The organism is Vagococcus sp. AM17-17, from assembly GCF_003471765.1.
GTDB lineage: Bacteria > Bacillota > Bacilli > Lactobacillales > Vagococcaceae > Vagococcus > Vagococcus teuberi.
This window is the reverse complement of sequence record NZ_QRJY01000001.1, coordinates 222,305-245,224: the sequence shown is the minus strand read 5'-3', so window position 1 is coordinate 245,224 and position 22,920 is coordinate 222,305. Positions and strand designations below refer to the sequence as shown.

26 protein-coding genes and 1 pseudogene are annotated in these 22,920 nt (G+C 35.3%); 24 read left to right on the top strand and 3 right to left on the bottom strand.

Annotation, left to right across the window (positions count from 1 at the left end; genetic code table 11):
- Positions 1-91: 91 nt before the first annotated feature.
- From DW196_RS01215 to DW196_RS01190, 6 genes are all read left to right on the top strand, one after another.
- On the top strand, positions 92-325 hold the full coding sequence (locus DW196_RS01215; RefSeq protein WP_071456841.1) for an antitoxin MazE: 234 nt from the start codon (positions 92-94) through the stop codon (positions 323-325).
- The gene (locus DW196_RS01210; RefSeq protein ID WP_071456842.1) at positions 326-652 is read left to right on the top strand and encodes a type II toxin-antitoxin system PemK/MazF family toxin; all 327 of its coding nucleotides are present in this window, start codon (positions 326-328) and stop codon (positions 650-652) included.
- Positions 653-698: 46 nt separating this feature from the next.
- Complete coding sequence (locus tag DW196_RS01205) at positions 699-824, top strand: VanZ family protein (RefSeq protein WP_118249639.1); 126 nt, start codon at positions 699-701, stop codon at positions 822-824.
- 154 nt (positions 825-978) lie between these two features.
- A complete protein-coding gene (locus tag DW196_RS01200) occupies positions 979-1,209 on the top strand; it encodes a hypothetical protein (protein ID WP_071456843.1) in 231 nt (76 codons plus the stop codon).
- Positions 1,210-1,253: 44 nt separating this feature from the next.
- Entirely contained in the window at positions 1,254-2,378 is a 1,125-nt protein-coding gene (locus tag DW196_RS01195) for a GTPase (protein ID WP_118249638.1), read from the top strand.
- 57 nt (positions 2,379-2,435) lie between these two features.
- Entirely contained in the window at positions 2,436-2,831 is a 396-nt protein-coding gene (locus DW196_RS01190) for a DUF805 domain-containing protein (protein ID WP_118249637.1), read from the top strand.
- 62 nt (positions 2,832-2,893) lie between these two features.
- On the opposite strand, the gene eis is transcribed toward DW196_RS01190, so the two are convergent.
- Positions 2,894-4,117 (bottom strand): enhanced intracellular survival protein Eis, encoded by a 1,224-nt coding sequence (eis, locus tag DW196_RS01185; protein ID WP_071456846.1) that lies wholly within the window; start codon positions 4,115-4,117, stop codon positions 2,894-2,896.
- A 121-nt stretch (positions 4,118-4,238) separates the two neighbouring features.
- Here eis and lepA point away from each other — a divergent pair, with 121 nt between their 5' ends.
- The 3 genes from lepA to DW196_RS01170 all read left to right on the top strand — a co-directional run bounded on the left by lepA (position 4,239) and on the right by DW196_RS01170 (position 6,787).
- Positions 4,239-6,077, top strand: coding sequence for a translation elongation factor 4 (gene lepA, locus DW196_RS01180; RefSeq protein ID WP_071456847.1), 1,839 nt, complete (start codon positions 4,239-4,241; stop codon positions 6,075-6,077).
- A gap of 138 nt (positions 6,078-6,215) precedes the next feature.
- Positions 6,216-6,581, top strand: coding sequence for a DUF3796 domain-containing protein (locus tag DW196_RS01175; RefSeq protein WP_118249636.1), 366 nt, complete (start codon positions 6,216-6,218; stop codon positions 6,579-6,581).
- 2 nt (positions 6,582-6,583) lie between these two features.
- Complete coding sequence (locus DW196_RS01170; protein WP_071456850.1) at positions 6,584-6,787, top strand: helix-turn-helix transcriptional regulator; 204 nt, start codon at positions 6,584-6,586, stop codon at positions 6,785-6,787.
- 58 nt (positions 6,788-6,845) lie between these two features.
- Here DW196_RS01170 and DW196_RS01165 read toward each other — a convergent pair whose 3' ends face one another.
- Positions 6,846-7,367, bottom strand: a complete 522-nt coding sequence (locus tag DW196_RS01165; protein ID WP_118249635.1) for a hypothetical protein — start codon at positions 7,365-7,367, stop codon at positions 6,846-6,848.
- A 150-nt stretch (positions 7,368-7,517) separates the two neighbouring features.
- On the opposite strand from DW196_RS01165, the gene DW196_RS01160 reads away from it, so the two are divergent.
- From DW196_RS01160 to DW196_RS01145, 5 genes and pseudogenes are all read left to right on the top strand, one after another.
- Positions 7,518-7,937 carry a hypothetical protein gene (locus DW196_RS01160; protein ID WP_118249634.1) on the top strand — a complete coding sequence of 140 codons (420 nt, stop codon included), beginning with the start codon at positions 7,518-7,520 and terminating at the stop codon, positions 7,935-7,937.
- Between the two features lie 298 nt (positions 7,938-8,235).
- The gene (locus tag DW196_RS01155) at positions 8,236-10,344 is read left to right on the top strand and encodes a heavy metal translocating P-type ATPase (protein WP_276528559.1); all 2,109 of its coding nucleotides are present in this window, start codon (positions 8,236-8,238) and stop codon (positions 10,342-10,344) included.
- A gap of 164 nt (positions 10,345-10,508) precedes the next feature.
- On the top strand, positions 10,509-10,661 hold the full coding sequence (locus DW196_RS11290; RefSeq protein WP_158563489.1) for a hypothetical protein: 153 nt from the start codon (positions 10,509-10,511) through the stop codon (positions 10,659-10,661).
- Between the two features lie 423 nt (positions 10,662-11,084).
- Positions 11,085-12,071 carry a choloylglycine hydrolase family protein gene (locus tag DW196_RS01150; RefSeq protein WP_118249633.1) on the top strand — a complete coding sequence of 329 codons (987 nt, stop codon included), beginning with the start codon at positions 11,085-11,087 and terminating at the stop codon, positions 12,069-12,071.
- A gap of 77 nt (positions 12,072-12,148) precedes the next feature.
- Positions 12,149-12,450: pseudogene (locus tag DW196_RS01145) on the top strand (VOC family protein).
- Positions 12,451-12,476: 26 nt separating this feature from the next.
- On the opposite strand, the gene DW196_RS01140 reads toward DW196_RS01145, so the two are convergent.
- Positions 12,477-13,031, bottom strand: a complete 555-nt coding sequence (locus DW196_RS01140) for a tyrosine-type recombinase/integrase (RefSeq protein WP_071456855.1) — start codon at positions 13,029-13,031, stop codon at positions 12,477-12,479.
- Between the two features lie 264 nt (positions 13,032-13,295).
- Between DW196_RS01140 and DW196_RS01135 the strand changes: the two genes are divergently transcribed.
- The 10 genes from DW196_RS01135 to DW196_RS01090 all read left to right on the top strand — a co-directional run bounded on the left by DW196_RS01135 (position 13,296) and on the right by DW196_RS01090 (position 22,910).
- Positions 13,296-13,820 carry a GNAT family N-acetyltransferase gene (locus DW196_RS01135; protein ID WP_118249632.1) on the top strand — a complete coding sequence of 175 codons (525 nt, stop codon included), beginning with the start codon at positions 13,296-13,298 and terminating at the stop codon, positions 13,818-13,820.
- A gap of 403 nt (positions 13,821-14,223) precedes the next feature.
- Positions 14,224-15,090 (top strand): shikimate dehydrogenase, encoded by an 867-nt coding sequence (aroE, locus tag DW196_RS01130; protein ID WP_118249631.1) that lies wholly within the window; start codon positions 14,224-14,226, stop codon positions 15,088-15,090.
- 17 nt (positions 15,091-15,107) lie between these two features.
- Complete coding sequence (gene aroF, locus DW196_RS01125) at positions 15,108-16,127, top strand: 3-deoxy-7-phosphoheptulonate synthase (protein WP_118249630.1); 1,020 nt, start codon at positions 15,108-15,110, stop codon at positions 16,125-16,127.
- A gap of 18 nt (positions 16,128-16,145) precedes the next feature.
- Complete coding sequence (gene aroB / locus DW196_RS01120; RefSeq protein WP_118249629.1) at positions 16,146-17,213, top strand: 3-dehydroquinate synthase; 1,068 nt, start codon at positions 16,146-16,148, stop codon at positions 17,211-17,213.
- Positions 17,213-18,379: a chorismate synthase gene (gene aroC / locus DW196_RS01115; protein ID WP_118249628.1), complete on the top strand. Its 1,167-nt coding sequence runs from the start codon at positions 17,213-17,215 to the stop codon at positions 18,377-18,379. Before aroB ends, aroC begins: the two co-directional genes overlap by 1 nt.
- 17 nt (positions 18,380-18,396) lie before the next feature.
- On the top strand, positions 18,397-19,488 hold the full coding sequence (locus DW196_RS01110; RefSeq protein ID WP_118249627.1) for a prephenate dehydrogenase: 1,092 nt from the start codon (positions 18,397-18,399) through the stop codon (positions 19,486-19,488).
- Positions 19,489-19,502: 14 nt separating this feature from the next.
- Positions 19,503-20,786, top strand: coding sequence for a 3-phosphoshikimate 1-carboxyvinyltransferase (gene aroA, locus DW196_RS01105; protein WP_118249626.1), 1,284 nt, complete (start codon positions 19,503-19,505; stop codon positions 20,784-20,786).
- A 1-nt stretch (position 20,787) separates the two neighbouring features.
- Positions 20,788-21,291, top strand: coding sequence for a shikimate kinase (locus DW196_RS01100; RefSeq protein ID WP_118249625.1), 504 nt, complete (start codon positions 20,788-20,790; stop codon positions 21,289-21,291).
- Positions 21,292-22,119, top strand: coding sequence for a prephenate dehydratase (gene pheA / locus DW196_RS01095; RefSeq protein ID WP_071456864.1), 828 nt, complete (start codon positions 21,292-21,294; stop codon positions 22,117-22,119).
- Positions 22,120-22,124: 5 nt separating this feature from the next.
- Entirely contained in the window at positions 22,125-22,910 is a 786-nt protein-coding gene (locus DW196_RS01090; protein WP_199566554.1) for an ABC transporter ATP-binding protein, read from the top strand.
- The last annotated feature ends 10 nt before the right edge of the window (positions 22,911-22,920 follow it).

Genomic DNA, 22,920 nt, shown 5'->3' with positions numbered 1-22,920 from the left:
CTAGTCGGTATTTTTGTGTTAATCACTTATTTTGACACGATTGTTAAATTTAGTTATACTTAATTTAACAAACCATTAGGAGATGAGAATCATGGAAACAGTTGCTAGGAAAATAGGTAATTCTGTTGGCGCCATCTTTCCTAAAGATATTTCGCCTGAAGTTGGCGAAACATTTACCATTTCAAAAGTAGGAGATGCCTATATTTTGAAACCAAAAAAAGAAGACATTTTTAAACATGCAGATGATTGGGTAGGATTTAGAGAATCAGTGACAGATGAGGACACTGAATGGGACATCATGTCTTCTCAAGGAGACGAGCATTAGATGGAAGCACCGAAACAAAAAGATATTGTCTGGATGGATTTTGATCCGTCAAAAGGAAAAGAAATCAAAAAACGTCGTCCAGCGTTAGTTGTGAGTCGCGATGAATTTAATCAGCATACGGGTTTTTGTTTGGTGTGTCCCATTACATCAACAAACCGGGAATATTCGACTTATATCAGTATCAAACACCCACAAAAAATTGAAGGTGAAGTGGTCGCACATCAATTGCGCTCGATTGATTACACAACCAGAAATCTAGAAATTATTGAGCAGTGTGACATGTTAACGTGGATCGAAGTAACTGAAGTCATTGATATGTTTATATAACTAATAGATAGATACAACTCTTAGACTGGCGCTAAGAGTTTTTATTATGCCAACATTTCTCGTTGGATTATCATTTTCGTTATTAATCGAAATAGGGCAGATTTTTACGATGTATTGTCAAACAGATGTGAATGACTTATTGATGAATACATTAGGAGTGATGATAGGCTAGGTGATTGGGAAATATATTTTAAAATGGCGTATCCAAAGAAATGATGGAAAAAATGTTGACTGGATTGTTTACTTGCTGATTTCTGTGTGTTGTGCATTTATATTTTGATTAGATTAAATATGGTATAATAATTAAAAAAAATGAGGGTTTGATTATGACAGATAAAAAGCTCTTAAAATCAGAAAAAATACGATTAAAAAATGATAAATTGCGTGCAAAAGGTAAAGATCCGTTAAAAGGGTGGGGCAAGATGGTTGATACTGGATTAGGTGGTATTAATAAAGGAGCTTCAGTTGAAAATAGAGCAAGTATGATGGATACAAAGGATTTCATTAAGGGCTTGCAAAAAGAGATAGCTAGTGAAAATGAAAAGAAAAATCTATAATAATAAAAGAGATGAGATTATTTTTATAGCAGGAGGTAAAAAACATGGATCAAGCGAATTATAAAAAATATGTTGAAGAAACATTTAATAATGTTAAGAAAGAAAATAAAGAGCTAAAAAAGGTGAATCTTTTGATTGCTGGAAAAAGTGGCGTTGGAAAATCCACACTGATTAATACGGTATTTGGTGAAGATTTAGTAAAAACGGGCGTTGGTAAACCTGTTACAGAGGATATTCATTTGATTGAACAGAAAAATTTTCCTGTTAGAATTTATGATACTGTAGGATTTGAAATTAGTAAGATGGGATTTGATATAAAAAGCGTGGTCAAATCACTCAAACGAAATCCTATCCAACAACTAATAAAAAAAGTTCAAGCAACTGAAACAACAGACGATGATGTCCATGTTGTGTGGTATGTTATTTCTGGATCAGGTGCTAGAATTGAAGAGGCTGAAATATCATTTATCAAGTGGTTAGTTGATCAAAAGTTACCTGTTATTATTGTATTGACAAAATGCTTTGACCTAAAAGAAGCCACTCTTTTAAAAAATGAAATAGAAAAATTAATCGACTCTTCTTTTGATATTATATTAGTGCTAGCAAAGCAAACGGAATATCAAGATATCTTTGGGGTTGAAGAATTAATCGATGCTACTGTTGAAGTGTTACCTGAAGGGTTACAAGCGTCGTTTATCCATTCACAAGAAGCTTCTATCAAAGTCAAACATAATGAAGCTGTTAAAGTTGTGACCGCTACTATGGCCGCTAATTTTGGAACGGGATTTGCTCCCATCCCTGGGGCAGATGCTCCGATAATGATGACATCGCAAACAGCGATGATGACTAAAATTACCTCAATTTATGGTATTGAGCTTGATAAGCAAAAAATAGAAACAGCTTTAACTAGTATGTTAGGGGTCTATGCTGCAATGATATCAGGAAAATCATTAGCTGGTAATATTGCTAAACTAGTACCAGGTGTTGGAACACTTGGTGGAGGCCTTATATCTGGTGGTGTCGGAATGGTTATTACTGGTGCGTTGGGATATGCCTACATAGAATTAATGGAACTTGTTATTAAAGGACAGGTTGATTTAAGTACTATGACACCTGATGCTTTAACAGACTTATTATTAAAGCTGTTACCAAATTATTTACCGAAATAATATAATATTTGACTAATTGTTAAGTTGTTTTACAATGGAAAAATGGGAGGTGATTATATGATAAAAGCCTATAAAGAATATTGGAGTAATATGACAGTCATGAATGCTTCATCTACAAGAGCTCAATATTGGTGGCCACAAGTGATTAATTACTTTGTTTTAGCTCTCTACACTGTTCTGACAAGGGCCTACAAGTACATTGATTTTATGCCTGACGGATCAAGAGTGATAAAAGAATGGAATTCGGTAACGATTGTTTTTGTTGTGCTAACTTTTCTAATTTGGTTAGCTAACTTTACTGTCAGAGCAAGAAGGTTGCATGACAGAGATCATAGCAATTGGTGGATTTTGTTTTATCTTTTACCTTTTATTGGTAGTTTCATTATTTTGATAACATTGATTTTACCAAGCAAACAACAAACTAGATGGCCAATAAATCAATCCGATGTATAGGAAAAAGGACTTAACAAGACATGATTCTTGCTAAGTCCTTTCTTATGAAATCCAACACGCTATCAAAAATAATCACTAAAGTATGCTTCTTGATCAGGAATGATTCTCTCAAGTGTTCTAAGTGTTTCTTTATCTGTTTTTAATCGCTCAATACGGTACAGATAAGAGGGACGTTTATAACTCATCAGAAGAGCGGTTAATGTTTGAATATCAATATAGACTGGATTTCCAATGGCTTCGTTGGTTACGGTCAATTCATTGTCTTCATCCCACATCAAACTGAACGTATTATTGTTCCATTCGGCAATCGGATCTGTCACGACAAAATGGAAAGGTTTTCCCGTGGTGATAAACGGATACTGTTTGATAAATTGTTCGACGTCCACAATGCGTGCCATAAAATACGGTTCAATCAATTCTTTGATCTCACTGTCTTCAAATAAAAAGGCAATTGGCTCATTTTTATAGGTAGCACCAACAACACGGTCAATCATTGAAAAATGGGCAGACACAAAATTCCAAAGCCCTTTTCTAGCTTCTTGGTTTAAATAAAACATCTCTTTGATATGAAACACTTCTTCTGCTATCCAGTAAAAACAAACCCCACAAGGCTCGCCATCTGCGCTATAATAAATAGCGGCTGTCCTTTCTTCTTCATTTTCCCAACGCCAATATTCTTCCCAGTTTAAATCAGAACGAATCATTGCACCATGGTTTTGTTCAGCAAATGCATCATAGACTTTGTAAACATCTTCATGGTCAATATCTTCACGCTCAACATAACCAGGCACGTCAACTGTTTTTGGAAGTTGCGTGTCCTTAATTTCAAATGATATTTTATCGGACATAATTTCCCAGCCCTTGCGACGGTAGTAAGGGATATTATAAGGGTAGAGATAAGAAATCCATTGTTTATTATCACGCATTTTATCTAAACCTAATTTAATCAACTCGCTCATTAATCCCATGTTTGTGTATTCTGGGTACGTTCCAACACCAGTCAAACCAGCCATTTCATAAACAGTATCATGTATGTTAACTTCACACGGATAGATGGCAAGTTGGCTGATCAGTTCATCATCATCTGTAAACCAACCATAAACGTCAGCTTCCCTTAAAACAGGACGTTTGGCACGAATGATTTCTGACTCGTCTTCGTAACCACTTTCCTCAATATCCGAGTCAGTGACTTGAAACACATAGCGAAGAAGTTCATTAAATTGTTTCAGGTATTTTAGTTCCACTTTCTTTAATGTTAAATTCTTATGTGCATCTTTTGGTTCCATATATCTTTCTCCTAATGTTTAATAATTTTTATTATATCAAACATATTTTGAAAATACTTTAAAAACACTCAAAAGATTGGTATAATTGAAAATGCTGATTAATAGAAAGTGGGAGATAACGATGAATTTTGATGAAATGAAAAAGAGACAAGAATCTATTCGGAATTTCTCCATCATAGCACATATTGACCATGGAAAATCAACACTGGCTGACCGTATTTTACAACAGACAGAAACAGTTTCTGATCGTGAAATGCAAGAGCAGTTACTTGATTCAATGGACTTGGAAAGAGAACGCGGTATTACCATTAAACTAAATGCCGTTGAGTTAACTTATAATGCGAAAGATGGAAAAGAATATATTTTTCACCTAATTGATACACCAGGACACGTCGATTTTACTTATGAAGTGTCACGTAGTTTAGCCGCTTGTGAGGGGGCTGTACTTGTGGTGGATGCTGCGCAAGGTATTGAAGCTCAAACGTTAGCAAACGTGTATTTAGCGGTTGATAATGATTTAGAAATTTTACCAGTTATTAATAAAATAGATTTACCAGCAGCCGATCCAGAGCGTGTGAGAAAAGAAATCGAAGACGTGATTGGGATTGATGCAAGTGAAGCAGTTTTAGCAAGTGCAAAAGCGGGAATTGGGATTGAAGATATTCTAGAACAAATCGTTGAATATGTTCCAGCGCCCGATGGTGACTTGAACGCGCCACTAAAAGCACTGATTTTTGACTCAGTTTATGATTCATATCGTGGGGTTGTATTAAATATTCGTGTCTTTGATGGGGTCGTAAAACCAGGAGATACGATTCAATTAATGAATAACGGCGTACAATACGAAGTAAGTGAAGTTGGAATCTTCTCTCCAAAAGCCGTTCCAAGAGATTTCTTGATGGTAGGGGACGTTGGTTACTTAACTGCAAGTATTAAAAATATTCAAGATACACAAGTTGGGGATACGATTACATTAGCGGATAATCCAGCGAGCGAGCCATTAGATGGCTACCGTAAAATGAATCCAATGGTTTATTGTGGGTTGTATCCAATTGATACATCAAAATACAATGACTTACGTGAAGCACTTGAACGTCTGCAATTAAATGACTCTGCTCTTGATTTTGAGCCAGAAACGTCTCAAGCATTAGGATTTGGCTTCCGTTGTGGGTTCTTAGGACTACTACATATGGACGTTATCCAAGAGCGTTTAGAACGTGAATTTAATTTAGACTTGATTACAACGGCACCGTCAGTTATTTATCATGTGAATCTAACTGATGGTTCACAAATTATTGTCGACAACCCGGCAGAATTCCCAGAGCCGGGCGTGATTGATAGTGTGGAAGAGCCTTATGTTAAAGCACAAATAATGGTACCAAATGATTATGTTGGGGCTGTCATGGACATTTCTCAACGTAAACGTGGTGAGTTTGTGACGATGGATTATTTAGATGATTACCGTGTAAATATCGTCTACAATATTCCATTATCTGAGATTGTCTTTGACTTCTTTGACAAATTAAAATCAGGGACAAAAGGCTATGCCTCACTTGATTATGAATTGATTGGTTATCGAACAAGTAACTTAGTTAAGATGGACATTTTACTAAATGCTGAAAAAGTTGATGCCTTGAGCTTTATCGTGCACAAAGACTTTGCATATGAACGTGGGAAAGCCATCGTTGAAAAACTACGCAAGTTAATTCCAAGACAACAATTTGAGGTGCCTATCCAAGCCGCAATTGGTGCGAAGATTGTTTCTCGTACGGATATTAAAGCCTTACGTAAAAACGTATTGGCGAAATGTTATGGTGGGGACGTCTCTCGTAAACGTAAATTACTGGAAAAACAAAAAGAAGGTAAAAAACGGATGAAACAAATCGGATCAGTTGAAGTCCCACAAGAAGCCTTCATGGCCGTTCTTAAAATGGACGATGACGAGCCGAAGAAGAAATAATAAACTTAAAAAAAACCAGAAAGATATAAATTCTTTTTGGTTTTTTATATATAAACTCTTTTCCATTGATAAACTATCTCTAAAATGATATATTTGTATCATTAAGAGATAAATATATCACTTTAGGAGGAGAAAGAAATGAAGAAAGAACTAACAAATAAAAGTTGGTTAATTGGTTTTTTAGGCTGTATAGGTATATTAGGGGTTAAAGGAGAACCAAATTTTTTATTGTTCTTTTCTTTTTTTTCAGGGTTTCAATATATTTGGCTATACAAACTAGGGACAATGTATGATGAAAGACTGATTGAAAATAAAAACAAAGCAGCAGGGATTGCTCTAAAAATAGCTTTAATATTTGGATTAATTTCGAATTTAGCAATCAGTTTTTTATTTACTGATTACGAAATTCTATATAGATGGACTCTTGGAATTTTTTCATTTACCTTTGCTATTGGTCTAAATAGCTGGGCTTTTCTAACTTATAAGTATGATAAGGAGGATTAATGATGGCATCTTTTGAGTCACATGTGAAAAAATACCGCTTATTAAAAGACATGACACAAGATGAATTAGCAACAGCTGTTGGCATACGCCGAGAAACGATAGGAAGGCTAGAACAAGCAAAGTACAACCCATCTCTTGAACTCGCTGTTAATATTTCAAGAGTCTTAGATGTTCCAATCGAAACATTATTTGAATTTGACAGATAAAAAGTTTTATCAAAAAAACACCTTTCCTTTTGGTCTTATGTCAAAAGGGAAGGTGTTTTTAGTTAACTAAGTGGTACTCTCTGGGTGATGTGCCATCATTATAGTCAATTATCATTTTTTCATTTGTGATGACATGTATCTGAGCAGCCTCACCCCCGATTGTGATATATAAAGTATCACTCATCGCATTATAGGAATCAATTTTCACATCTAATTGTCTTGGCTCACTTAGCCCCGCGGTTGTTGCTGACCAAGAACCATCTTCATGAATCATTAGAAAACTATCTGTTGATGGTACTGCCCATTTACCCTGTAAAGAAATCATTTTGTTTAAGGCAGTATCTTTTTGACTCATTGAGTCCTTGGAGTGTTGTGACTCATAGGTAGTAGAAGAAACGTTGGTACTAACAGCTGTTTCCTTTACTGATGAAAGGGTACTACTGTTTAATGTTGACGAAAAAGAAGACCTTTCCTTTGTTGTGTCACTTTTTTCTCTATTTTGTGTTCCTAAAAAGTAACCACCACCAGCAAAAATAATAACCACTAAAATAACAATAATCAAATCCCGCTTATCCTTCATATTACCCTCCAACACAATTTTTTAGGACTTTATTGTACCATGAAAAGCTCTTATGTTCCTTGATTTTTTATCTATCAATTTGAACAGTGTATAGGTTCACTATGTTGTTTTAACATGGTATCATTAGAAAAAATTGAAAGAGGTATCGGAATGAAAAAAATAATAAGGGTGATGGTGACGTTGATTACGGGAACCGTCTTGTCTACTAATTTTTTCGAAAAATCATTACATGTCAAACCAGTTGATGGTCAACCTAATTGGTATCTGTGGCTTTATCAACTAGGAATGGTCTTCATTATGGGAGGACTACTTTTAGGGGTAAAAGAATTAATTAGGTATTTATCACGAAAAACAAGCTTCCCTTTTTATCAGTCTCTCACTTATTTTGTACTTGGAGGCGCTACTTTTGTTGCAACTTACAATGGACTTATGAAAGTGAAGCTACTAAATTTCTTAATTGATCCCTATTTTCTGTTGTTTCTTTTTAGCTTAGCTACTTTAGCATGGGCACTGGTATTATTGATTAGTGAACTATTTTCACTATATAAAGATAGACAAACAAAAAATTAAAGTTTATCCTTTGTCCCATAGGAAGTCATCCTCCAACAAGATAGACTGTTATGAGATACTTAATTACCCTAATGATGTTGACAGCAATTGTGTTGAGTTATTATGGTGACCATGATACGAAGCCATTTAATATAATTGATGCAAAAATCATTTATCATTCATTGTAAAAAATCGTTTCAATTAATTTTTAACTAGTTTAATATAAATTAACATAAAAAATAGTTTAGTCATATCAATCCTTTTTAATTAACATAAAATACCATTTAGTGGTATTCTAGTACCAAAAGGAGGTTTTATCATGTCTAACAATCAAAATAATAATCATAATATGCATGATATGCGACATGATTCTATGAAGCATACTGATCACGATATGTCACATATGTCAATGGATCATTCTAAGATGGATATGAGTAATCATCAAATGGCAGGTATGGATCACTCCATGCATATGGGAAATTTTAAAAAGAAATTTTTTGTTTCTCTTATTTTAGCTATCCCTATTATATTATTATCACCTATGATGGGAATGACACTTCCAATTCAAATTAGCTTTACTGGTTCTGAGTGGATTGTCATGGTTTTATCAACTATCTTATTTTTCTACGGTGGCCAACCATTTTTAAGTGGAGCACGTATGGAATTAAGTCAAAAGCAACCAGCAATGATGACACTCATCGCCATGGGGATATCGGTTTCTTATTTTTATAGTTTATATGGGTTTATCATGAATCTTGTTAATCCAACTACTCATGTCATGAACTTTTTCTGGGAGCTTGCGACGTTAATTGTCGTTATGCTACTCGGTCATTGGATTGAAATGAATGCAGTAAGTAACGCCAGCAACTCATTAAAAAAAATTGCGGCATTATTACCAGATAATGTCACAAGAATCACACAATCAGGAAAAGAAGAACAAGTCTCTTTATCTGATGTTCATATTAATGACCAATTGATTGTACGCAGTGGGGATAAAATTCCAGCAGATGGAACGGTTATTAAGGGGAATACCATGGTCAACGAATTTATGATTACAGGTGAATCACAAGGTATTGTAAAAAACATCGATGACAACGTAATCGGCGGGACCATTAATGGAAATGGAACAATTGAAATAAAAGTGACTGGCACTGGAAAATCCGGCTATATTTCAAAAGTAATGGACATGGTACAACAAGCTCAAAACGAAAAAATTCCACTAGAATCTTTATCAGATAAGGTAGCTAAATGGTTGTTTTATGTGGCATTAGGTAGTGGAATCATTAGTTTTATCATTTGGCTTATCATTAGTAAAGATGTTGGGATAGCATTTGAGCGTATGGTAACAGTTTTAGTTATTGCCTGCCCACATGCACTTGGTTTAGCCATTCCTTTGGTTATTGCTCGTTCAACTTCTCTTGCTGCTCAAAATGGTTTATTATTAAAGAATAAAAAAGCACTTGAAGCAACTAACCATATTGACTATGTTTTCTTAGATAAAACAGGCACCTTAACTCAAGGGCAGTTTGCTGTAACTGGTTTTAACATGATTTCTGATCAGCTATCTGAAAACGAGGCATTAAAAATTATAGGGGCGCTAGAAAAAAATGCTAACCACCCTATTGCTACAGGTATCATGGATTATATTAATCAAAAACAATTGACGCCTTATGATTCATCAGATACTCAAGCTATTTCTGGTGTTGGAGTTACAGCTGTAGTCAATGGAAAAACAGCAAAAATAGTAAATGAAAAAGGATTAACAGATGTGTCTAGTCAATTTAATCCTTCAATAAAAAAAGAGTACCAAGAACAAGGAAATACATTGAGTTTCCTAATATATGATGGCTTACTTATTGCCATGATTGCTCTTGGTGATACCATTAAGCCTGAATCTAAAGAGTTTATTGCTAAATTAAAAGAGCAAGGTATCACACCTGTTATGTTAACTGGTGATAATCAACAAGCAGCTGAAACAGTTGCTAAATATCTTGGACTTGATCATTATTATAGTGAGTTATTGCCAGGTGATAAAGAAAAAATTGTGAAAGAATACGTTAATAAAGGTGATAACGTGATGATGGTAGGCGACGGAGTGAATGATGCTCCTAGTTTGATTAGTGCAACAGTTGGTGTGGCTATTGGTGCTGGAACTGACGTGGCTATTGATTCAGCCGATATTGTTTTAACTAATAGTAATCCTGAAGACGTATTAAAATTACTTAACTTGGCTAAGCATACTCGACGTAAAATGATTCAAAATTTATGGTGGGGAGCAGGTTATAATATTGTGGCTATTCCATTAGCTGCTGGAGTCCTTGCTCCAATGGGCATTTTACTAAACCCAGCTGTCGGTGCTATTTTGATGTCATTGAGTACGGTTATTGTCGCTATCAATGCTTTAACGTTACGGATTGGAAAAGAATAATTAAGAAAAAGGTTGGGTATTCAATAACAGAAATCCAATCTCTTTTATTATAGTATCAGAAGTCGCAAGTCATCGACGTCTGACCAATTAAATCTCACAATTTTAGTAAACCAATTTTTGAAACATCAGCTATTTTAGATAAATTATTAAAACTAGTAACAACTTTGAATAAATCAAATAATCTAATTGTTTTAGATGAACCAATTAATGGACTTCACGTGTCAGATGTTGATTTTTTGATAGATTTACTGAAATCACTAGTAAGAGATGGTCACACTGTGATTGTGATTGAACACAACTTACAAGTGATTGGGTAATCGACATTGGACCTAGTGGTGGAAAATTTGGTATCCTTACTGCTACACTTTCTTCATTATTTATCCTTAAAAGAAGAAACTTACAATCTCATACGTTTTATTTTTACAATATTACATATTACTAGCCCCAAAGTTTGTTGAATTTAGCTGATACTGTCACAATGATTTAGCTAGCTTAACCCTAAGAAATCCATATTTTTAAGTCCATATCTGCACCAAATAGCCTGAATTACCAAAGATAAACGTCATTTATTAAATTGTTGTACTTAGTTATGACTCATTCGCTTGCATTACCCATTAAATTTATCGTAATTATCATTTAAAAATGACGTTTAATCAATAAAATCATCATATAATTACCATAAATTATTAAATGTTTTAAGTTATTATAAACGAATTGAAATATACTAGGAGGAATACAGAATGTGCACAAGTATAACATTACAATCAGAAGATAAAATAAACTTTTTGGCTCGTACCATGGATTTTGGATTTGAATTAAATGGATTACCGATCGTTATACCAAGAAATTATGCATCAACCTTTCATTTTGAAGGTACTTCAAAAACAACCTATGCTTTTGTTGGGACAGGGCAAAAAATCGGTTGTAATTACATGTTTGCTGATGGGGTGAATGAAAAAGGACTTGCTATTGCAGAACTTTATTATCTTAATGAGGCATCTTATCAAACCAGTCCTGTTGAAGGGAAAATTAATTTAACTCAAGACGAATTTTTAACATGGGTACTTGGACATGTTGCAAGCATTGATGAATTAAAAGAAGTCATAAAGCAAGTAGAGATGATTGGAGTAAGCAACCCCTTATTATCTGTTATGTCACCACTACATTTTATCGTGTCAGATAAAACCGGAAAATGCGTTGTGATAGAAACAAATAATGAGACGCTAACCATCAAAGATAATCCAGTTGGAGTCATGACAAATAGTCCAACACTTGAATGGCATTTAACGAATTTAAATAATTATTTATTTATCAAACCAACAAATTATCAACCAAAAAAATTTGAAGACTATACCATTAAACCTTTTGGACAAGGATCAGGAACATATGGTTTACCAGGTGGGTTAACATCACCAGAGCGATTTGTGCGTGCAACTTATATGAAAACATACGCAGAAAAAGGAAAAAATGAATCCCAAGCTCTAAATAGCATCTTTCACATTTTAAACACTGTGACCATTCCTAAAGGAGTAAACATTGAAGACGATGGTCACTATGATTATACGCAATATCGCGCGGCATTTAACTTAAATAGTGCCACTTATTACTTTAATCCATACTATACACAGGAAGTATTTTCAGTAGAACTAACGGAAGATTTGTGCTCAAAAGATGATGCTACTGTATTTTCAGTATCACAAGATTTTTCTATCACAAAATTAAACTAAAGACGAAAGAGCGTTTAAAAATAACGCTCTTTTTATGATGAAACGAAATCAATTAAGAAAGAGGAGGAAGATGAACCATGCATTTAGAGCATGCGGCAAGGTATGTTAATGATGTAGAAACAATGAGAGCGTTCTATGAAAGCTATGTTAATGCCACAGCAAACGAAAAATATCATAACCCAAAGACAGGATTAGCAACTTATTTTCTCTTATTTGAAACAGGTGCATGATTAGAAGTAATGACAAGATCTGATAAAGTAGACATCTTAACGTCACAAATGGATACAAGGTATTAAGCGGTACGCAAATAACAGGGGACGGTTATTATGAAAGTGTGGTACTAGATCCTGAGGCCAATCAAATTGAAATCACATGCTAAAAGCCAACAAAACATGTTGGCTTTTTTTATATTCCTAATCTGAAATCTGCTAACGTATTGCCAATTTCATCTGTTGTTATGCCAATATATCGTTTCGTCACTTTTTCAGAACTATGATTAAATATTTCCATTAATGTTGCAATATCTCGTGTTTTTCGGTAATAATGATAACCAAATGTTTTTCTAAGAGAGTGAGTGCCAATATCTTTTCTTCCTAAATTATCGGCAATTTTTTGGTATTGCTTATAGACGGTATTAACTTTTATATGTCCACCTTGCTGGCGACTAGGGAATAACCACTCATCATCCTCTTTTCCCTCGATGTATTCGGCAATAACATCTTGCAAATTATCCAAATACAAGACTTTTCGTTTGCCGGTTTTACGCTCAATGATAATCGGTCGTTTTTCATATTTGATATCTCGAACTTTTAGTTTCACAATATCTGACATCCTTAATCCATTGTTAATCCCAAAAATAAATAGAAAGGTATCGCGTTCTGGATAGTTTGTTCTTCTAAGCCAAAATAAAAAATCATCTATCTCAGTTTGACTGCGTAACGGTTGAACATTGTACGACATTTTTACCACTCTTTTCTCTAAAATTTACAGTTCACTATTTTTATTATATAATAACATAATAATGAACTTAATAATATAGAATTTTAAACACTTGATAAATCAATACTTAAGTTCATGATTTTACATAATATAGTGAACTCAATATTATTAAAAAGAAAAAGATAATTTTTCTTAGGACGATTTTAAGCACTTTAAAATTATTTAAGAAGGTAATTATCCATTAAACGCCTTTAAATCACTTTTAGAAAAATAGGGGATACGACTATGAGATTAATCAATTTAGATGATGTTACTATTGAAACAATCAAATCATTTAAAGATTCTTTTAAATATGAAAAAGAAACCATTCATGGATCACATCAACTTCAACAAGCGAATGATTTGCATAAGTGGATGAAGGAAATCATTCGCTTAAAAGAAAAAAATTATCAGCAAGCAGTTCAAACTAGTCACTTTGCCTTAATCACAGATGATAATGTAATGATTGGCATATCTGATGTCAAACATCATTTAACATCTTACCTTCAAAAAGAGGGAGGACATATTAGCTACACAATTTCACCTAATTACCAAGGACAGGGATTTGGTACAGCTCTTTTAAAGGAAACATTAAAAGAGGCTCAAAAAATTGGACTAACCTCCATTCATCTAACAGTCAAAGAAACAAATGAGGCTTCTCAAAAGATTATTGAAAAAAATAACGGAAGAAAGATAAGAGAAATAAAAGTGAACCACTATAATGTGTGGCATTATCAAATCAATATAGATTACAATAATAATATTATGTAAACTTTATATCGTATAAGAGTTGATACTATAAAAATAATCCCACGATATTTTAATTATTTTATTGACATATTCTCATTTAGCGACTATACTTAATTCAATCTTACATCAGTTTGGAGCGAAAAATCTTATGAACATAAAACATATTATTAAAAACCCACAACTGAATAATTACTACTTTAGCTATTTTAGATAGGTTTGTGTTCATCAAGGTATGGATACAAACAACCCAAGTTTGTATCTATGATGGCTAAGGAAATTTAGATTGATTTCAAAACCCACATAGATCTTAAGAAAATCTATAGTGGTGTTTTACATATACTGTATATTAAGTATAAGGATGTTCACTGTAGAGATTTTTAAGTCTACGTGAGCATCTTTTTTATTTAGGAGGAATGTGAAAAACATGACATGTATTGAAGTAAATGGACGTACAAGACTTGCCGGATTTTTTGCCAGTCCAGCAAAACATAGTTTATCGCCAACTTTACACACGTCTTCATTTGAAGCAGCTGGAATCAACGCCGTTTATCTTGCGTTTGATATAGCACCAGATAAACTAAAAGATGCCATCACATCTATTCGAACGTTTAACATGATGGGTGTTAACTTATCCATGCCACATAAGGTAAACGCGTTGTGTTATATGGATGAGTTATCTAAATCAGCTCAACTGATTGGGGCGATTAATACAATTGTTCATACAAATGACAAGTTGATTGGACACAACACAGATGGATTTGGCTTCATGGAAAGTTTACGTGTAAATAATTTGCCAATAAAGAATCAGACGATGACCATACTAGGTGCAGGTGGAGCGGCAACAGCTATTTTAGTCCAAGCAGCTCTTGATGGATTTAGTACCATTCATGTATTCAGTCGTCGTGGTAAACGGTATGACGAGATGGAAAAAAAGATTGAGAAACTATCTGATAGTGTTTCTTGTAAGATAACTTTAACTGATTTGTATCATACAGATGCTTTAAAAGAAGCAATTACTAGATCGCATATACTCGTTAACTCAACCAGCGTTGGCATGATTAATGATGAGTCTTTAATTGAGGATGAGTCACTATTACGAAAAGACTTGGTTGTCTATGACGTGATTTATAACCCAAGAAAAACCAAACTATTAAAACAAGCAGAAAAAAAAGGCTGCCAAACCATTAATGGGCTTGATATGTTATTGTATCAAGGAGCAAAGGCGTTTAATCTATGGACAAACCACGATATGCCTATTGAAAAAGTAAAACATATAATAGAAAAAGCATAAAGAAAGAAGGAAATCTCATGATCGTTATTATGAAATTAGGTGCAACAAGTGAACAAATTAATCAAGTTGTAAAAAGAATTGAAGAAAGTGATTTAGAAGTTCAAGTCAACACTGGTGAAGAACAAGTCGTTTTAGGAATTAAAGGTGATACACGAAATATTCAAGATATTGCGTTCAACAGTTATGATGGGGTAGATAAAACTGTTCGTATTACCAACACATATAAACTAACTTCTCGTGAATTTCATCCAGATAACACAGTAGTTGATGTTGATGGGTTAAAAATTGGTGATGGAAGTTTCGTTACAATGGCTGGTCCATGTTCAATCGAAGGATTAGACCAAATTCGTGAAACTGCTCGTATCGCAAAAGCTGGTGGTGCATCTATCTTACGTGGTGGCGCGTTCAAACCTCGTACTTCTCCATACGCTTTTCAAGGTTTGGAAGAAGAAGGATTAAAATACATTAGACAAGCAGCTGATGAGTTTGATATGAAAGTTATTACAGAAGTGATGGATGAAGCTCATATTGATATGGTTGCTGAATACTCTGATATTTTACAAATTGGTGCTAGAAACATGCAAAACTACAAATTACTTAGCGCTGTGGGACAAACTGGTAAACCAATCGGCTTGAAACGTGGGATTGCTGGAACGATTGATGAGTGGTTAAATGCTGCGGAGTACATTGCTGTTTCTGGAAAAAGTGATGTTATCTTTATCGAGCGTGGTATCCGTACTTACGAAACAGCAACAAGAAACACATTTGATTTAAGTGCCATTCCTCTTATAAAAAAATTAAGCCACTTCCCTATTATTGCTGACCCTAGTCATGGTACTGGTGTATGGGATTTAGTGACACCAATGGCAAGAGCTAGTGTCGCTGCAGGAGCTGATGGCATGATTGTTGAAATTCATCCAGATCCAGCAAACGCTTGGTCAGACGGACAACAATCATTAAATGAAAAAACTTACTTACGAATGATGGACGAAGTCAATGTGTTAGTTAAAGCAATGGAAGAAATTAAATCACTATAAACTAAAGGAGTCTTTTGCATGATTGAAGTAAATTTACCAAATCACCATTATAAAATTGAGGTTCAACGAGGTCTTTTAAAGTCTTGTGGGCAATGGGTGGCAAATATTTGGCGACCACAACGAGTAGCGATTATCACAGATGAAACTGTCGCAGAACTCTATGGTGATGATGTGGCTGATAATTTAGTTGACCACGGCTTTGATGTTACCATGCTTGTTGTCCCACCAGGCGAAGAAAGCAAATCACTAGAAAAAGCGACACATTTATATGATGCGCTAGCTGATAACGGCTTTACACGGAGTGATGGTGTCATTGCCTTAGGTGGAGGTGTCATTGGGGATTTAGCAGGTTTTGTGGCCTCTACTTATATGAGAGGACTGCATTTTCTACAAATCCCAACCACTCTTTTAGCCCAAGTTGATTCTAGTATTGGTGGTAAGACTGCTGTTAATACTAAAAAAGCGAAAAACCTTGTCGGAACGTTCGCTCAACCTGATGGCGTCTTAATTGACCCAAATGTGTTAAAGACATTGGAGATGAGACGTGTCAGAGAAGGTATTGCCGAAATCATCAAATCAGCTGCCATTGCAGATAAACAGCTTTGGGATTACTTAGGAACACTAAAAAATGAAGAAGATTTACTCAATCATGCAGAAGAAGTCATTCATGCGTCTTTAGAAGTAAAACGTCATGTTGTGGAAGAAGATGAATTTGATCATGGTAGTCGACTAACACTTAACTTTGGTCATACAATTGGTCATGCGATTGAAAAAACATCTGGTTATGGTGTGATTAGTCATGGTGAAGGGGTTAGCTTAGGTATGGTGATGATTTCGACTCGTGCCGAAGCGTTCAACCAATCACCTAGAGGCATTACCGAAGAATTAATTACCATGTTGACGAAATTTAATTTGCCAACAAGTATCGCGTTAAATCGTGAGACAATTTTTGAAGCCATTACGCATGATAAAAAAGCACGTGGGAACACACTAAAAATAATATTATTAAAACAAATTGGCCAAGCCAAAATAGTAGATATACCGATTGAACAAATGAAAGATTACATTATTGAGGAGGAAGTATAGTGAGATATATTACAGCCGGTGAATCACATGGTCCTGAACTAACAGCAATCATTGAAGGACTTCCTGCAGGATTACCTTTAACTGCAGATGACATAAACAAAGAATTAATTAGACGTCAAACAGGATACGGTCGTGGTGGGCGTATGCTTATTGAAACAGATCGTGTTAGAATCACGTCAGGTTTACGTCACGGAAAAACATTAGGTTCTCCTATTACACTAGTCGTTGAAAACAAAGACTGGAAGAACTGGACAAAAGTTATGGGGATTGAAGACGTGCCTGAAAAACAAAAGAAAATACGTCGTGTCGCTAGACCTAGACCAGGACATGCTGACTTAGTTGGTGGCATGAAATACCACTTCAATGATTTAAGAAACGTGTTAGAACGCTCGTCGGCACGTGAAACAACAATGCGAGTGGCAATCGGTGCAATCGCAAAAAAAATCCTTTCAGAATTAGACATTGACGTTGCTGGTCACGTCACCATGCTTGGTGGGATTAAAGCAACAGTGCCTGATGGCTTAACTGTCTCAGAGATTCGTGATATTTCAGAACAATCAGATGTGCGTGTGGTAGATGCGACGGTTGAACAAGACATTCGTGATTTAATTGATGAAACAAAGAAAAAAGGTGACACAATTGGTGGTGTCGTTGAAGTATTAGTTGGTGGAGTTCCTGCAGGATTAGGAAGTTATGTCCAATGGGATCGAAAACTAGATGCCAAAATTGCACAAGCTGTCGTTAGTATTAACGCGTTTAAAGGTGCAGAGTTTGGCGTAGGATTTGAAGCTGGTGTATTACCTGGTTCTCAAGTCATGGATGAAATTCTTTGGGATGAAAAAAATGGCTATACAAGACGTAGCAATAACTTAGGTGGTTTTGAAGGCGGTATGACAAACGGCGAGCCAATTGTTGTCCGTGGGGTGATGAAACCTATTCCGACTTTATACAAACCTCTGCAAAGTGTTGATATCGACACAAAAGAGCCATACAAAGCAAGTATCGAACGCTCTGATAGTACAGCAGTTCCGGCTGCAAGTGTGGTAGCTGAAAATGTCGTAGCAACTGTTGTAGCAAATGAAATTCTTGAAAAATTTGAGAGTGATTCATTTGAAGAACTTGTTCAATCAGTAAAAGAATACAGAGAGTACACTAAAAACTTTTAGTTGCTAGGAGGATGTGTATGACTGGGAAAACAATCATGATTGTTGGTCTAGGATTAATCGGTGCTTCCTTGGCTAAATGTATAAAAATTGACCATCCTGAAGCTAATGTTATTGGTTGGGATTATTCTGATAGCACAAAACTAATTGCTAAAAAAATTGGCATTGTAGACGAGATTCCTCATTCATTTGAAGAGGGTGCCAAAATGTCAGATGTCATTATTTTAGCCACACCTGTGTCAATTTCAATTGACTATTTAAATCAACTAGCATCACTTCAATTAAAAGAAAACCTCTTAGTGAGTGACACAGGTAGTACCAAAAAAGACATTATGCAACAAGCCAAAGAGATGCCGTTTGACTTTATTGGTGCTCACCCAATGGCAGGTTCACACAAGTCTGGTGTCACAGCCGCTGATGAGAACTTATTTGAAAATGCTTATTTTATTATAACGAACGATCGACACATAAACCGTGTGGAGGAGTTAACACAACTATACAGTGGAACTCATGCCAAATATGTGGAACTAACATCTGATGAGCACGATGAAATCACAGCGATGTTATCCCATTTGCCACATATTATCGCATCAGGTTTAGTCAATCAAGCCGATGACTTTAATCAAGAGCACCCAAGAGCCAAACAATTAGCCGCTGGAGGATTTCGTGATATTACTAGGATTGCCTCATCAGACCCGAAAATGTGGATGGATATCTTAATGAGTAATCGCACCACACTTGTACAAGAGCTTGATGATTGGCAAAAGCAAATGAGTCAAGTGAAACAGTGGTTATTAAGTAAAGACTCTGATGCCATTTATGATTTTTTTGAACGGGCAAAAGAAACCCGTGATCAACTTCCAATCCACCAAAAAGGGTCAATCCCGGCATTTTACGATTTATTTGTGGACGTGCCGGATAAACCTGGGATTATTGCTGAAATAACGGGGATTTTAGGAGAAGCCAATATCTCAATCATCAACTTAAAAATATTAGAAACACGAGAAGACATTATCGGTGTGCTGCAGGTTAGTTTTAAAAATGACCATGATTTATTGCAAGCAAAAGAATGCATTGAAACACACACAGATTATGTCTGTCGAACACAATAGGAGGAAATGACATTATGAAATTAATCTCAGCTAGTCCATTAAATGGAACCATTCACGTTCCTGCTGATAAATCTATTTCACATCGAAGCATTATGTTTGGTGCGATTTCAGAAGGTACCACAACCATCAAAAACTTCTTACGAGGAGAAGATTGTTTAAGTACACTTAACGCATTTAAAAGTTTAGGTGTGCCAATCACAGATGATGGTGAAACCATTCGTGTATCAGGTGTAGGCTTTGATGGTATAAAAAAACCAGCTACATCACTTGATTTAGGTAATTCTGGTACCACCATTCGTTTGATGATGGGAATTTTGGCGAAACAGTCATTCGACACCGTTTTATTTGGTGACGAGTACTTAAACAAACGCCCAATGAATCGCGTCATGTTACCACTTAATCAAATGAATGCTAATCTATCTGGGCATGATAATAGTGAATATCCTCCTATTCATATTTCAGCTAATAATCAACTAACACCAATTACTTATCACATGCCAGTAGCAAGTGCTCAAGTGAAATCTGCTATCTTGTTTGCAGCCTTGCAAGCTGATGGTGAGACAACCATTATCGAAAAAGAACCGACTAGAAATCACACTGAAGAGATGATTCGTCAATTTGGTGGGACGATCACAACAGATGGAAAAGACATTCGTATGACAGGTCCACAACGATTAGTTGGACAAAACGTTACTGTGCCTGGTGATATTTCATCTGCAGCGTTCTTTTTAGTTGCCGGAGCTATTGTGCCAAATAGTGACATCGTGCTTAAAAACGTGGGGGTTAACCCAACGAGAACAGGGATTCTAGATGTTTTAGAAGAGATGAATGCCGATGTGGTGATTAGTGAAGAAGATCATGCTAACCAATCAGCCACCATCACTGTCAAAACAAGTAATTTAACTTCTACAATAGTTGGTGGGGATATTATTCCTCGTTTGATTGATGAAATTCCCATTATTGCGTTACTTGCAACACAAGCAAATGGGCAAACAGTCATTAAAAATGCTGAAGAACTAAAAGTAAAAGAAACCAATCGTATTGACGCAACAGCTGAAGAATTAAGAAAACTTGGTGCAGATATTACACCAACAGAAGATGGGTTAATCATCAATGGCCCATGTCAATTGCACGGTGGAAACGTATCAAGTCGAGGAGATCATCGTATCGGGATGATGCTTCAAATCGCTGCATTACTAACTGATGAAGACGTTGTGATGGAAAAATCAGAAGCTGTTTCAGTATCTTATCCAGCCTTTTTTGAGGATGTCACACGACTTTCAAGAGGTGATTATTAAAATGACGCTCGTTTTAATAGGCTTCATGGGAGCAGGCAAAACCACAGTTGGTAATGTATTAGCAAATAAAACAGCAACCAAGCAAATTGATTTAGATCAGTGTATTGTCGATAAAATTGGGATGCCGATATCTGAATATTTTGATGAGCATGGAGAAGAATCCTTTAGAGAACTTGAAACTACTATGTTAAAGGGCTTTTTAAATACATCTGGTATTTTATCGCCAGGTGGCGGGGTAATTTTAAAAGAAGAAAATCAAGCGTTATTAAAAGAACAGGCTACAGTCGTTTATTTACAAACAGATTTAGATGAATTATTACGTCGAATCGATCAAGATACGACAAATTATCGTCCGTTGTTGCATAATAAAACAATAGAAGAGGTGAAAGATATCTTTTTACCTCGAATTCCTATTTATGAAGAGATTGCAGATCATATTATCGATACCACAAATAAAACGCCGGAAGAAATTGCTGATGTTATTTTAGAATTAGTAGGTGATTAAATGGAAGTTGGTTATTTAGGACCAAAAAACTCGTTTACATACAAAGCAGCTTCTTATTATTTTGATGATTCATTACTACAGCCTTATGCAAGCATTGCGAATTGCTTAAGTGCCTTGAAGAAGAATCAAGTTGATTACGCTGTTGTACCGATTGAAAATTCCTTGGAAGGGTCTGTTCACACAAGTATGGATGGGCTTTTTCAAGAAAAAGATATCACTGTTTGTCGTGAAATCATTTTACCAATCCAACAAAACTTATTAGTGAATGATTTGACAATCATTCCTAAAAAAATCTTGTCACACCCACAAGCTCTCGCACAATCACAACAATTTTTAGAAACCTATTACCCAGATGTGTTGATAGAACAGGTGCCATCAACCACATTTGCTGCAGAATACGTGGCTGAACACCCGTCTGAATCAGTTGCAGCAATAGCCTCAAAAGAAGCAGCAAGTGAATATGGTTTAGAAATCTTGTCAGCAGGTATTCAGGACAATCGCTTTAATCAAACACGGTTTTGGTTACTAGGTAAAGAGCTATTGAATCATGACAATCGTCTACCTGAAAAGATGACGTTATTTATAACATTACCTAAAAATGCACCAGGAATCTTACACAAGGTACTTTCAGCCTTCGCTTGGCGTGAAATTGACTTAAGTAAAATAGAATCTAGACCACTAAAAACTGAGTTAGGTGAGTACTACTTTATTATAGATGTACTAATTCATGACAACATCAAGCTAGTCGAATACGCACTTGAAGAAATCACCTTGTTGGGTGCTAAATATCAGCAGTTAGGTTATTATCCCATCGTCATAAAGGAGTGAAGTGAGTGTTAATTAACTGTGAGAACGTATCATTTATAAGAGATAAGCAACCAATATTACAACATATAAACTGGCAAATGAATGACCATGAAAATTGGGCAATTTTAGGGTTAAACGGTTCAGGTAAAACAACACTACTCAAACTAATTACAGGATATGATTGGCCTTCAAGTGGAAAATTAACCGTTCTGGGTGAAACATTTGGAAAGACTTCCATACCTGATTTAAAGAAAAAAATAGGGTGGGTCAGCTTAGATTTAAAACAACGAATTAAACCATATGATGTAGCAGAAAACATTGTCTTAAGTGGCAAGTTTGCAAGTATTGGAATTTGGGAAAAAACAACCGAAAAGGATGAAAAACAGGCAATAGAGAGTCTGATTCGTTGTGGTGGTAAAGCGTTGATTGGCAAAAAATACGGTGTAATGTCTCAAGGACAGCAACAGATTGTTTTGATTGCAAGAGCTTTGATGGCTAAACCTGAACTCCTGATATTTGATGAACCTTGTAATGGATTAGATTTGTTTGCAAGACAATTCATGTTAGAACAAATTGATCACATCGCACAAGAAAAACAACCGAAAGGATTAATCTTTGTTACTCATTATATAGAAGAAATCCCAGCAAGTTTTGATCATATATTTTTAATTAAAGATGGAAAAATATTTGCAAAAGGATTAAAATCAGACGTCTTAACGCCTGGTTTGTTAACACGATTTTATGACAATTCTGTTGAAGTTATTAAATTACCAGATAATCGACTAACCATTATACCCAAAAGTTCTAAGTAATTACTTTAGA